Origin of the sequence: Kitasatospora sp. NPDC101447 (assembly GCF_044767225.1) — a bacterium.
Classification (GTDB): Bacteria; Actinomycetota; Actinomycetes; order Streptomycetales; family Streptomycetaceae; genus Kitasatospora.
On the sequence record NZ_JBIWNL010000003.1, the window covers coordinates 313,235 to 325,936 of the forward strand.

The 12,702-nt window shown below is 72.6% G+C and carries 14 protein-coding genes; 1 reads left to right on the forward strand and 13 read right to left on the reverse strand.

Annotated elements, in window-relative coordinates:
- Positions 1-46: 46 nt before the first annotated feature.
- From yajC to pgsA, 12 genes are all read right to left on the reverse strand, one after another.
- Positions 47-454, reverse strand: coding sequence for a preprotein translocase subunit YajC (yajC, locus tag ACIRST_RS06360; protein WP_402800482.1), 408 nt, complete (start codon positions 452-454; stop codon positions 47-49).
- A 261-nt stretch (positions 455-715) separates the two neighbouring features.
- Positions 716-1,786: a Holliday junction branch migration DNA helicase RuvB gene (gene ruvB, locus ACIRST_RS06365; protein ID WP_402800634.1), complete on the reverse strand. Its 1,071-nt coding sequence runs from the start codon at positions 1,784-1,786 to the stop codon at positions 716-718.
- A gap of 55 nt (positions 1,787-1,841) precedes the next feature.
- Complete coding sequence (gene ruvA, locus ACIRST_RS06370) at positions 1,842-2,453, reverse strand: Holliday junction branch migration protein RuvA (RefSeq protein WP_350521268.1); 612 nt, start codon at positions 2,451-2,453, stop codon at positions 1,842-1,844.
- The gene (gene ruvC, locus ACIRST_RS06375) at positions 2,450-3,001 is read right to left on the reverse strand and encodes a crossover junction endodeoxyribonuclease RuvC (protein ID WP_350521306.1); all 552 of its coding nucleotides are present in this window, start codon (positions 2,999-3,001) and stop codon (positions 2,450-2,452) included. Before ruvC ends, ruvA begins: the two co-directional genes overlap by 4 nt.
- A 143-nt stretch (positions 3,002-3,144) precedes the next feature.
- Positions 3,145-3,903, reverse strand: a complete 759-nt coding sequence (locus ACIRST_RS06380; protein WP_350521269.1) for a YebC/PmpR family DNA-binding transcriptional regulator — start codon at positions 3,901-3,903, stop codon at positions 3,145-3,147.
- 112 nt (positions 3,904-4,015) lie between these two features.
- A complete protein-coding gene (gene pdxT, locus ACIRST_RS06385) occupies positions 4,016-4,639 on the reverse strand; it encodes a pyridoxal 5'-phosphate synthase glutaminase subunit PdxT (protein ID WP_350521270.1) in 624 nt (207 codons plus the stop codon).
- Between the two features lie 103 nt (positions 4,640-4,742).
- Complete coding sequence (pdxS, locus tag ACIRST_RS06390; RefSeq protein WP_350521271.1) at positions 4,743-5,654, reverse strand: pyridoxal 5'-phosphate synthase lyase subunit PdxS; 912 nt, start codon at positions 5,652-5,654, stop codon at positions 4,743-4,745.
- Positions 5,655-5,782: 128 nt separating this feature from the next.
- The gene (locus tag ACIRST_RS06395) at positions 5,783-6,328 is read right to left on the reverse strand and encodes a hypothetical protein (RefSeq protein ID WP_402800484.1); all 546 of its coding nucleotides are present in this window, start codon (positions 6,326-6,328) and stop codon (positions 5,783-5,785) included.
- A gap of 43 nt (positions 6,329-6,371) precedes the next feature.
- The gene (locus tag ACIRST_RS06400) at positions 6,372-6,740 is read right to left on the reverse strand and encodes an isomerase (protein WP_350521272.1); all 369 of its coding nucleotides are present in this window, start codon (positions 6,738-6,740) and stop codon (positions 6,372-6,374) included.
- Between the two features lie 100 nt (positions 6,741-6,840).
- Entirely contained in the window at positions 6,841-8,025 is a 1,185-nt protein-coding gene (locus tag ACIRST_RS06405) for a glycosyltransferase family 4 protein (protein WP_350521273.1), read from the reverse strand.
- 40 nt (positions 8,026-8,065) lie between these two features.
- Positions 8,066-9,043 carry a phosphatidylinositol mannoside acyltransferase gene (locus ACIRST_RS06410; RefSeq protein ID WP_402800487.1) on the reverse strand — a complete coding sequence of 326 codons (978 nt, stop codon included), beginning with the start codon at positions 9,041-9,043 and terminating at the stop codon, positions 8,066-8,068.
- A gap of 16 nt (positions 9,044-9,059) precedes the next feature.
- Entirely contained in the window at positions 9,060-9,707 is a 648-nt protein-coding gene (gene pgsA / locus ACIRST_RS06415; RefSeq protein ID WP_350521275.1) for a phosphatidylinositol phosphate synthase, read from the reverse strand.
- A 255-nt stretch (positions 9,708-9,962) separates the two neighbouring features.
- Here pgsA and ACIRST_RS06420 point away from each other — a divergent pair, with 255 nt between their 5' ends.
- Entirely contained in the window at positions 9,963-12,011 is a 2,049-nt protein-coding gene (locus ACIRST_RS06420; RefSeq protein WP_350521276.1) for an elongation factor G-like protein EF-G2, read from the forward strand.
- Between the two features lie 135 nt (positions 12,012-12,146).
- On the opposite strand, the gene ACIRST_RS06425 is transcribed toward ACIRST_RS06420, so the two are convergent.
- Complete coding sequence (locus ACIRST_RS06425) at positions 12,147-12,605, reverse strand: thiol-disulfide oxidoreductase DCC family protein (RefSeq protein WP_402800490.1); 459 nt, start codon at positions 12,603-12,605, stop codon at positions 12,147-12,149.
- Positions 12,606-12,702: the final 97 nt, after the last annotated feature.

The following is a 12,702-nucleotide window of genomic DNA, read 5'->3' on the forward strand; positions in this document are numbered from 1 at the left end:
GGCTCGCGGCACTGCGCCGCGCGACCGGGCGGGTTGCCCGGCCGTACTACTTGCTCGCGGGAGCCCCGCCCTCGACGTCGCTCTTCTCGTCGCCGTCCTTGGTGAGCGACAGCGGCTTGTCCTCGACCGGCTCGGCGTCGGCGTCCTCGGCCTCCGGCTCGGCGAGCTCGTCGTCGGCGGGGCGGCCGTTGATGATCGCGTCGTACTCCTGGGGGTCCAGGACGGCCGCGATCGCGCTCTTGGTGAAGTAGGTGAACACGCCGGGCGCGATCTCCAGCTCGACGGTCTCCTCGTTGACCGCCTTCACCTGGGCGTACAGACCGCCGATGGTGCGAACACCCGCCCCGGGCTCCAGAGCGGTCTGCATCTGCTGCTGCTGCTGCTGGCGCTTCTTCTGCGACCGGAACATGAGCACGATCGCGATGATCGGGAGGAGAAGGATGATGAGGTTCACTGCAGCCAGGGTCCTTTACGGGCCGCCGGCCGGCGGCCTGTGTGGTAATGGATCGGCCCGTCGGGTGAGAGGGGCGGTCCGGCGGAGTCTATGCAACCCCGAATCGATCGGACAACGCCAAGCATCGCATCCTGCTGCCGAAAGTGGCGACCCTCCGCCTGCACAGTTTCCGCGGACCCCGTTCCGGGCTCCCCCTTGCCGCGCCCCGGCCGCACCCGGCGGGAACGCACCGCCCCGGCTCACCCGTTCAGCCGATGACGGTCAACTCCCGTCGGCCAGGAACAGCTCCGACTGGGGCGGGACACCGCCGCGAGTGGTCTGAACCGGCGGGGTCAGACCGAGGTGCTGCCAGGCCGCGGCGGTGGCGATCCGCCCGCGCGGGGTCCGGGCGAGCAGGCCCTCGCGGACCAGGAACGGCTCGGCGACCTCCTCGACCGTCTCCGACTCCTCGCCCACCGCGACCGCGAGTGTCGACAAACCGACCGGACCGCCGCCGAACAGCCGCAGCAGCGCGTCCAGCACCGCGCGGTCCAGCCGGTCCAGGCCGCGGGCGTCCACCTCGTAGACGTCCAGCGCCTGAGCGGCGATCCCCGCGGTGACCACCCCGTCGTGCCGGACCTGCGCATAGTCGCGCACCCGGCGCAGCAGCCGGTTGGCGATGCGCGGGGTGCCGCGCGAGCGCCCGGCGATCTCGGCGGCGCCGGCCGGGTCTATCTCCACGTCCAGCAGCGTGGCCGAGCGGTGCACCACCCGCTGCAGCTCGGCCGGGGCGTAGAACTCCATGTGGCCGGTGAAGCCGAAGCGGTCGCGCAGCGGCGGCGGCAGCAGCCCGGCCCGGGTGGTGGCACCGACCAGCGTGAAGGGCGGCAGCTCCAGCGGGATGGCAGTGGCGCCCGGGCCCTTGCCGACGATCACGTCGACCCGGTAGTCCTCCATCGCCATGTACAGCATCTCCTCGGCCGGCCGGGACATCCGGTGGATCTCGTCGAGGAAGAGCACCTCCCCCTCGGTGAGCGAGGAGAGGATCGCCGCGAGGTCCCCCGCGTGCTGGATGGCCGGGCCGGAGGTGATCCGGATCGGGGCGCCCAGCTCGGCCGCGATGATCATGGACAGGGTGGTCTTGCCCAGCCCGGGCGGACCGCTCAGCAGCACGTGGTCGGGCGCGCTGCCGCGCTTGCGGGCGGCCTGGAGCACCAGGGACAGCTGCTCGCGCACCCGCTCCTGGCCGATGAACTCGTCCAGCAGCTTGGGGCGCAGCGCCGCCTCCACCGCCTGGTCCTCACCGTCGGCGGCGGCCGTGACCAGCCGGTCGGCGGGTTCCGAGTCGTACATCGTCACGGGCTCCAGGTATTCCGAGGTCGACAAAGGGACAGATCGTCAGACGGGCTCAGCGGGCGCGGTTGAGGCCGCGCAGCGCGAGCCGGAGCAGGGCACCGACGTCCGGCGTCTGCTGCGCCTCGGCCTCCGGGGCGACGGCCGCGACCGCCTCGTCCGCCTCGCGCGGGGCGTAGCCGAGGCCGGTCAGCGCGGAGTGCAGCTGCTCGCTCCACGGCGCCGGGCCGGCCGCGATCGGCTTCTGCGCGGGCACCGCGCCGTGCGGGGCGCCCAGTTTGTCCTTGTACTCCAGCAGCAGCTTGGCGGCCTTCGCCTTACCGATGCCCGGGACGGCGACCAGCGCCTTCTCGTCGCCGTTCGCGATCGCGACCCGCAGCGCGTCGGGGCTGTGCACGCCGAGGATCGCCTGCGCCAGCTTGGGGCCGACGCCCGGCGCGGCCTGCAGGATCTCGAAGACCGCGCGCTCGTCGTCGTCCGCGAAGCCGAACAGGGTCAGCGAGTCCTCCCGGACCACCAGCGAGGTCGCCAGCCGGGCCGGCTCGCCCAGTCGCAGGCCGGCCAGGGTGTTCGGCGTGCACTGCACCGCCATGCCCACCCCGCCGACCTCGACCACCGCGAGCCCGGAGGAGATGGCCGCCACGGGCCCTTGCACGAAGGCGATCACCGGATGCTGCCTTTCAGAGGAGTGGAGCGGGTCGTGGCGCGGGCGGCCCGGACGGCGGCCTCCAGGCGGTTGGTCGCGCCGCCGCGCCAGATGTGGCAGATGGCGAGCGCCAGCGCGTCGGCGGCGTCCGCGGGCTTGGGCGGGGCGTCCAGCCGCAGCAGGCGCTGCACCATGGCCGTGACCTGGGCCTTGTCGGCCCGGCCGGAGCCGGTGACGGCCGCCTTGACCTCGCTGGGGGTGTGCAGGGTGACGGGTATGCCGCGGCGCGTCGCGCAGAGCATGGCGACCGCGCTGGCCTGGGCCGTTCCCATCACGGTGCGCACGTTGTGCTGGGCGAAGACCCGCTCGACGGCGACCAGGTCTGGCCGGTGCTCGTCCAGCCAGGCCTCGATGCCCTCCTCGACCAGGAGCAGCCGCTGCCCGATCTCGGCCTCGGCGGGGGTGCGCACCACCCCGACCCCGGCCATCCGCAGCGGCCGGCCCGGCGCACCCTCGACCACGCCGACCCCGCACCTGGTCAGCCCCGGGTCCACACCCAGTACCCGCACCACCGGCCCCGCCTCCCGTCCTCGACCTGCGAAGGCTACCGTCCGGGTCCGACAACCCCGCCGACGACACCGGCCCGGCGGTCCTGGGACCACCGGGCCGGGCAGTGAGAACGATCACTCGCCGTCGATCGGGCGACGCCGTGTCACTCGGCGTCGAGCTCCGCACCGACCTCGTCGGAGATGTCGAAGTTGGCGAAGACGTTCTGCACGTCGTCGCTGTCCTCCAGCGCGTCGATCAGCTTGAGGATCTTGCGGGCGCCGTCGACGTCCAGCTCGACCTGCATGCTCGGGAGGAAGTTGGCCTCGGCCGAGTCGTAGTCGACGCCGGCGTCCACCAGCGCGGTGCGCACGGCGACCATCTTGGAGGCCTCGGAGACGATCTCGAACGAGTCGCCGAGGTCGTTGATCTCCTCGGGCTCCTGGTCGAGGACGACCTCGAAGAGCTTGTCCTCGTCCACGCCGTCGGCCTTGGGGACGATGACGACACCCTTGCGGGTGAACAGGTACGACACCGAGCCCGGGTCGGCCATCGAGCCGCCGTTGCGGGTCATCGCCACGCGCACGTCGGAGGCGGCGCGGTTGCGGTTGTCGGTGAGGCACTCGATCAGGACGGCGACACCGTTCGGGCCGTAGCCCTCGTACATGATGGTCTGGTAGTCGGCGCCGCCGGCCTCCAGACCGCCACCGCGCTTGACGGCGCGGTTGATGTTGTCGATCGGGACCGAGCTCTTCTTCGCCTTCTGGATGGCGTCGTAGAGGGTCGGGTTGCCCGCCGGGTCGGGACCGCCGGTGCGCGCCGCCACCTCGATGTTCTTGATCATCTTGGCGAAGAGCTTGCCGCGCTTGGCGTCGATCACGGCCTTCTTGTGCTTGGTGGTAGCCCACTTAGAGTGGCCGGACATCGCCAGCTCCTTTACGTCGCCAAATGGAAATGAAACAGATGAGATCTTACCGGTGTCGTCACCGGTGAGGCGCACACGGTCCGTGCGCGGCCGAGACGCTCCCGGTGAGCGCTCAGCCCGCGGCGGCCGCGAGGTGCTCCTCGACCATCTTCACGAAGTACGCGTGCACCCGGTGGTCGCCGGTCAGCTCCGGGTGGAACGACGTGGCCAGCAGGTTGCCCTGGCGCACGGCCACGATCCGGCTGTCCGGGCCGTCCGCGGCGGGCAGTTCGGCCAGCACCTCGACGCCCGCGCCGACCGCCTCGACCCAGGGGGCGCGGATGAAGACGCCGTGCACCGGCGCGTCGTCCAGGCCCTTGAAGGCGATCCCGGACTCGAAGGACTCGTTCTGGCGGCCGAAGGCGTTGCGGCGCACCGTCATGTCGATGCCGCCGACGGTCTCCTGGTCCTCGCGGCCGTCCAGGATCTTGTCCGCCAGCATGATCATGCCCGCGCAGGTGCCGTACACCGGCATCCCGGCGGCCACCCGCTCGCGCACCGGGTCCATCACGCCGAACAGCAGCGCCAGCTTGGACATGGTGGTGGACTCCCCGCCGGGGATCACCAGCGCGTCGACCTCGGCCAGCTCCTCGGCACGGCGCACCGGGCGGGCGAGCGCGTCGGCCTCGGCCAGCGCGACCAGGTGCTCGCGGACGTCGCCCTGCAGGGCGAGGACGCCGATGACTGGAGTGCTCACGGTCTTCAACCTCAATCGATCGTTGCTACGGAATGACGTGGCGCGGCCCGCCGCGGCGCCGAAGCGCTGCGGCGGGCCCGGGCCCTCGGAACCTGCGGGGCGACTACCAGCCGCGGTTGGCGTAGCGCTCGGTCTCCGGCAGGGTGTCGCAGTTGATGCCGACCATGGCCTCGCCCAGGTTGCGGGAGGCGTCCGCGATGATCTTCGGGTCGTCGAAGAAGGTGGTGGCCTTCACGATGGCGGCGGCGCGCTTGGCCGGGTCGCCCGACTTGAAGATGCCGGAGCCGACGAAGACGCCCTCGGCGCCCAGCTGGCGCATCAGCGCGGCGTCGGCCGGGGTGGCCACGCCACCGGCGGAGAACAGCACGACCGGCAGCTTGCCGAGCTCGGCGACCTCCTTGACCAGCTCGTACGGGGCGCGCAGCTCCTTGGCGGCGGCGTACAGCTCGTTGTGGTCCAGGGCGCGCAGCTGGCCGATCTCGTTCTTGATCTGGCGCAGGTGGCGGACGGCCTCGACGACGTTGCCGGTGCCGGCCTCACCCTTCGAGCGGATCATGGCCGCGCCCTCGGCGATGCGGCGCAGGGCCTCGCCCAGGTTGGTCGCACCGCAGACGAAGGGGGTGGTGAACGCCCACTTGTCCGAGTGGTTGATCTCGTCGGCCGGGGTCAGGACCTCGGACTCGTCGATGTAGTCGACACCCAGGGACTGCAGGACCTGGGCCTCGACGAAGTGCCCGATGCGGGACTTGGCCATCACCGGGATGGAGACCGCCTCGATGATCTCCTCGATCATGTTCGGGTCGGACATGCGGGCCACGCCGCCGTCCTTGCGGATGTCCGCCGGAACCCGCTCCAGCGCCATGACGGCCACCGCGCCGGCGTCCTCGGCGATCTTGGCCTGCTCGGCGTTGACCACGTCCATGATCACACCGCCCTTGAGCTGCTCGGCCATGCCCCGCTTGACCCGGGCGGTGCCGATCTGCGGCTGGTCTGCGGTGGTGGGGGTGGTGGACACGTGAGACCTCACTCGAAGATGAACCAGTGCTATCGCCCTATGGTAGGCGGACCGGGTGACGCCTCCATGTGCCACCCAGTCCAGCCGGGACGACGGGATACGACAATCGGGCCGTATCCGAGGACACCCTAAGCAGGCGCCCCCTCGGGCGTGAGGGCGGGCGGCGGAGCGTCGTCCATCTCGAAGGCCATCGGGAAGGGCGCCTTGCCCGCCAGCCGGAAGTACCGCACCAACCGGTGCTCACGCACCGCACGCGCCGCCCGCACCGCGTCGTTGTGGAATCGACGGGCCATCGGCACCCGCCGCACCGCGGCCGTCAGATCACGAACGGCGTCCTCGCCGCCCGGCTCGGCCACCAGCGCCGCCACCTGCTCCGGCTCGTCCAGCACCGCCCGCAGCGCCAGGCTCAGCTGACTCTCCGCCACCTCGCGCTGCTCGTCGTCGGCCTGCCGGGCCGCGTGCGCCGCGTCCAGCAGCAGCAGCGAGGCCGCCGGGTCCAGCAGCGAGGACGTCGCCAGCTCCATCGCCACCGAGGCCCGGCGGACCAGCTGCGCGTCCAGCGCCGCCCGCGCGGCGTCGATCCGGGCGTGCAGCCGGTCCAACCGGCCGGCCGTCCAACTCAGGTACATGCCGAAGAGCACCACGGCCACGCCGGCCCAGATCCAGGTAGTCACGGGCCGCTACGTTACCGGGTGTCACCGGCCGGCCAGACCGGCGTCAGCCGACCGCGACGGCGTTGCGGTAGCACTCCCGATCGATGTCGGCGATGTTCACCGCGGTGAACAGCCGGCTCCCGGGCCGCGGCCGCACGAACCGGGCCACCAGCTCCAGCACGCCCTCGCTCAGCGCCGCCTTCGCCTCCGGCGTCCGCCCCGGGAAGATCTGGAACTCCACGAACACCTGGACGTCCCCCGTCACCCCACTGGTGCCGACCACCAGCTCCTCGCTCTGCCGGAACACCGTCTTGCAGGACTCCGGCTTGGCGTCGATCGTCCGCTCCGTCAGCCGGTTGATCGCCAGGCCCAGCCCACGGCGGTCGAAGGTGCCGGCCAGGCCGGCCGAGTAGTCCACGGAAATCTGCGGCATCGGTTTCCCCCATGCGGTGAAGCGGTACGGTCGCCCGACCCTAACCCCACCAACGGCCGGGCCGACCACGGCCCCGCCGCAGCGCCCGGCCGGCCCCCGATCAGTCCCTGGCCAGCCCGAACCGGCCGCGCCGCCCGCTGCGCTCGTCCTCCTCGACCACCGCCGCGGCCCCCGCCGTCACCGTCTCGTACACCGCCAGGATGTCCGCGCCCACGGTCGACCAGTCGAAGCGCCGCACGTGCCGCGAGGCGGCCTTCCGCAGCTCCTCCAGCCGGGCCGGATCGCCCAGCAGCCGCAGCGCCGTACGGGCCAGCGCGTCCGCGTCCTCCACCGGGAACAGCTCGCCGGCGTCCCCGCCGTCCAGCACCTGCTTGAACGCGTCCAGGTCGCTCGCCAGCACCGGCGCACCCGCCGACATCGCCTCGACCAGGATGATCCCGAAGCTCTCGCCACCGGTGTTCGGCGCCACGTACAGGTCGACGCTGCGCAGCAGCCGGGCCTTCTCCTCGTCGCTCACCATGCCGAGGAACTCCACCTGCCGGCGCACCTCGGGCGCCAGGCCGGCGACGGCCTCCTCCTCGTCGCCCTTGCCCGCCACCAGCAGCCGCACCCCCGGCCGCTCCGCCAGGATCCGCGGCAGCGCCGCCAGCAGCGTCGGCAGGCCCTTGCGCGGCTCGTTGATCCGGCCGATGAAGCCGATCGTGCCCGGCTCCCCCTTCGCCGCGTGGCCCATCCAGCGCTCGTCCGCCTCGGCGTCCGCGAAGAAGCCCACGTCCACGCCGTTCGGGATCACCACCGCGTCCCCGCCCAGGTGCTCCACCAGGGTCCGCCGGGCGTACTCCGACACCGCGATCCGGGCCCGCATCTTCTCCAGGCCCGGCTGCAGGATCGGCGAGGCCGCGATCATCGCCCGCGAGCGCGGGTTCGAGGTGTGGAAGGTCCCGACCATCGGCCCGGTCGCCGACCAGGCCGCCAGCATCGACAGGCTCGGCGAGGCCGGCTCGTGCACGTGCAGGATGTCGAAGCGACCGTCGTGCAGCCACCGCCGCACCCGCGCCGCCGACAGGATGCCGAAGCTCAGCCGCGCCACCGACCCGTTGTACGGCACCGCCACCGCCCGCCCGGCCGAGACCACGTACGGCGGCAGCGCCTCGTCGTCCTCGGCCGGCGCCAGCACCGAGACCTCGTGCCCCAGACGGATCAGGTGCTCGGCCAGGTCCCGGATGTGGAACTGCACCCCGCCGGGGACGTCCCAGTCGTACGGGCAGACGATGCCGATCTTCACGGGTTCCTCAAGCTCCTTCGGACAGTCGTACGGGCCGGGCTCAGGACCCGGAGGCCTCGGCCGCGGGCTCGGGGGCCTCGGCCGCGGGTGCCGCCTCCGCGCGCACCGCGGAGGACTCCTTCACCGTCTCACGGACCGGCAGGTCGGCCAGCCAGAACTTCTGCAGCATGTGCCAGTCCTGCGGGTACTCGCGGACGCCCCGCTCCCACACGGCCGCCATCGCCTGGGTCATCGCCCGCGTCCGCTCCTTGCGGTCGTCCCCCTCGGGGACCGTCACCTCGGGGTGGATCCGCGCCCGCAGCAGCGGGCCGTCGTACCAGAGCGTCACCGGCAGCAGCGCCGCCCCGGTCCGCTGGCAGAGCGCCGCCGGACCGGCCGGCATCCGGGTCGCCTCGCCGAAGAACGACACCTCGATGCCCGCCTCCGACAGGTCCCGGTCCCCCACCAGGCACACCAGCCGGCCCTCGCGCAGCCGCCGCGCCAGCGTGCCGATCACGTTCACCGAACCGCCGGTCAGCGCCAGGACCTCCATGCCCTGGCCCTCCCGGAACTCGACGAACCGGTCGAACAGCCGCTCCGGCTTCAACCGCTCCGCGACCGTCGTGAACGGGTAGCCCCGCTGCGCGACCCAGGTGCCCGCCAGGTCCCAGTTGCCCATGTGCGGCAGCGCTATCACCGCGCCCCGACCGGACTCCATCGCCTCCCGCAGGTGCTCGAAGCCCTCGACCTGCACGTCCCGGGCCACCCGCTCCGGGCTCCACACCGGAAGCCGGAACGACTCCATCCAGTACCGCAGGTACGAACGCATCCCGGCCCGCGACAGCGACCGCACCGCGGCCTCGTCCAGCTCCGGACGGACCCGCCGGAGGTTCGCCTCCAGCTGCAGCACCCGCTTGCCGCGCTTGCGCCAGGCGTAGTCCGCCAGCCGCTCGAACAACCCGCGCGCCACCCGCTCCGGCAGGTGCTTCAGCAGCCCCCAGCCCAGCGCGTACGCCCAGTACACCAGTCGGTCCGTCACCGCAGGACGCCCCCCATCAGCTCCCGGCCGCCGCTCGGTCGGCCTCGAACGCCTCCCGGCGCACGGTCAGCATCCGCTGGAACACCGTCACCAGACTGCCCGCCGCCACCAGCCACAGCGCCACCGGCAGCAGCCACTCCACGTACGGCACACCGAACTCGTGCAGGCCCGCGATGCCGGCCGCCACCAGGCTGGCCACCAGCCGCTCGGCCCGCTCCACCAGCCCCGACACGTCACACGGCAGGCCCTGGCTCTCCGCCCGCGCCTTCGTGTACGACACCACCAGGCCGCTCGCCAGGCAGAAGATCGCCACCGCGCACAGCAGGTTGTTGTCACCCTTGCCCGCGTACCACATCGCCAGGCCGCCGAAGATCGCCGCGTCCGCGACCCGGTCCAGCGTGGAGTCGAGGAACGCCCCCCACTTCGTGCTCCGACCCAGCTGACGGGCCATGTTGCCGTCCACCAGGTCCGAGAAGATGAACAGCGTGATCGTGATGGTGCCCCAGAAGAACTCCCCACGCGGGAAGAACACCAGCGCACCGGTCACCGAACCGGCCGTACCGACCAGCGTCACGGTGTCCGGGCTCACGCCCAGCCGGATCAGGAACGCGGCGAACGGGGTCAGAACACGTGTGAAGAAGGCACGCGCGTATTTGTTGAGCATGGCCTTCCCAGCCGCTCCGATCTCCCAGATACCCGCCTGGCGCAACACGACACGGCAGACGGCCCGACGGATAAGCCCGTCCGGCGCACCCATCGTAGCCACGCCGGAGACGCGCTCCACCGCACGCACCGCCGCGCGACGCACCCACCACGGCACGCACACGCACGGTCACCGAGCGGCCGTACGACACGCGCCGCCGCGACACCCGGTCCTAGACTGCGATGGACAGCCTCGGCGCCACGGGAGGAGACCCCGATGCCCGACCGCAGCACGGCACGAGCCGGCCAGGCACCCGCCGTCACCGGCCCCCGGGACCTGCGCAACGTCGTCCTCATCGGCTCCAGCGGTGTGGGGAAGACCACCCTCGCCGAATCCCTCGCCCACGCCGCCGGCGCCACCGGCCGCGCCGGCCGCGTCACCGACGGCACGACCGTCTCCGACCACGAGGACATCGAGCACCAGCAGCAACGCTCCGTCCAGCTCTCGCTGCTGCCCCTCGAATGGAAGGGCGTCAAGATCAACCTGATCGACCCGCCCGGCCACCCCGACTTCGCCGCCGACCTGCGCGCCGCGCTGCACGCCGCCGACGCAGCCGTCTTCGTCGTCTCCGCCACCGACCCCGTCACCGCACCCACCCGCGCCCTGTGGCGCGAGTGCGCCGCCGAGGGGATCCCCCGGGCCATCGCCGTCGCCAAGCTCGACCTCGCCCGCACCGGCTTCGACGAGATCCTCACGGCCTGCCACGACGCCTTCGGGCTGGGCCCGGACACCCTGCGGCCGCTCTTCCTCCCCGTCCTCCACGACGGCCGGCCCGACGGCAGCGTCGACCTCCTCACCGGCGACACCTACGGCGACGCCACCCCGCTCCCCGACACCGGCCCCGCCCACGACAGCCTCGTCGAGGCCATCTCCGGCCAGGACGACACCCTCATGGAGCGCTACCTCTCCGGCGACACCCTCGACACCGACTCCCTCGAAGCCGGGCTGCGCCGCGAGGTCCTCGACTGCACCCTCCACCCCGCCGTCCCCACCAGCGACAACGGCCTCGGTGCCGCCGAACTCCTCGACCTCGTCGTCCACGCCTTCCCGAACCCCACCGAACGCACCCGCCCCGGCCCGGACTGCGACCCCGACGCCCCCCTCGCCGCCCAGGTCGTCCGCGTCACCGGCGACGCCTACGTCGGCCGGATCAGCCTGCTGCGCCTGTACGCCGGCACCCTGCGCCCCGACACCAAGATCCACCTCGTCGGCCCGGCCCACACCGCCGACCAGAACGGCGACGAACGCGTCACCGCCCTCACCAGCCCGTTCGGCAAGCTCCAGCGCCCCGTCCCGCACGCCGTCGCCGGAGACCTCGTCTGCGCCGCCAAGCTCACCAGCGCCCGCGCGGGCGACACCGTCCACGACCCCGGCCACCCCGTCGACCTCGACGGCTGGACCCTCCCCGAGCCCCTGCTGCCGATCGCCGTCGAAGCCCACAGCAAGGCCGACGACGACAAGCTCTCCCAGGCCCTCACCCGGCTCACCGCCGAGGACCCGGCCCTACGCCTCGAACAGAACCCCGACACCCACCAGCTCGTCCTCTGGTGCACCGGCGAGGCCCACGCCGACGTCGTCCTCGACCGCCTGCGCACCCGCCACGGCGTCCACGTCGACACCGTCGCCCCCAAGGTCGCCCTCCGCGAGACCTTCGGCACCGCGGCCGCCGGCCACGGCCGCCTGGTCAAACAGTCCGGCGGCCACGGCCAGTACGCCATCTGCGACCTCGAAGTCGAGCCCCTCCCGGCCGGATCCGGCTTCGAGTTCCAGGAACACGTCGTCGGCGGCGCCGTCCCCAAGCACTTCATCCCCTCCGTCGAGAAGGGCATCCGCGCCCAACTCGCCAAGGGCGTCTCCACCGGGTACCCGCTCGTCGACGTCCGGGTCACCCTCACCGACGGCAAGGCCCACTCGGTCGACTCCTCCGACGCGTCCTTCCAGAACGCCGCCGCCCTCGCCCTGCGCGACGCCGCCGAGCACGCCGTCATCCGCCTGCTCGAACCCGTCGCCGCCGTCAGCATCCTGCTGCCCGACGACTACCTCGGCGCCGTCCTCGGCGACCTCTCCGCCCGCCGCGGCCGCGTCCTCGGCACCGAGACCGGCGGCACCGGCCTCACCCTGCTGCGCGCCGAGGTCCCCGAACTCGAACTCGTCCGCTACCCCGTCGACCTGCGCTCCCTCACCCACGGCACCGCCGAGTTCTCCCGCGCCTACCTGCGCCACGAACCCATGCCCACCGCCCTGGCCGAGCGCTACACGGACTGACCACCGACCGGCGCACCGGCCGAACGGCCCCACCAGCGGGCGGACTTGCCGCCGGGCCGACTCACCACCAGCAGGCTCGCGACCGACAGGCTCGCGACCGGCTGACTCGCGACCGGACGGGCCCGCCGGACGGGCTCACGGCCGGACGGCCCCGCGGTTCGGCAGCGCACACGCCGCCGTACCCCCCGGCATCCGGTGCCGGTTCCGCGCCACCCACCGGTACACCACACCCGCCACCGGCCGCACCGGCGCCGCCGTCAACACCGCGCCCAGGTACGCCCACGCGCCGCCGGAGCGCATCAGAAGCCGCGCAACCGCCTGTGCGCCCCCGTACACCCGCCCGCTCGGCGTCACCCACAGCACCTCGCGCTCCGCCCGCTCGGCCGACACCTCGCCCCGACCGCCCGCGAGCGCGTCCAGCGCCGCCAGGTCCGCGAACTGGAACGCCACCGCCTCCCAGCCCCCCGAGGCCAGCGTCTGCCGCAGGTACCGCTCCGCCCACCGCACGCACGACGAGCAGAACGCGCAGTCCCCGTCGAAGACCAGCACCGGATCCTTCACAACGGCTCCCCTTTTCCTCGTCTCCACCACCATCCTCCTCCACCCCACACCCGACCGCTCCGGCGGGTATCGATGCACCCGAACCCGGGCATCATGCCTCTCAGCCCCGGTACGGCTCGATCGTGACGGT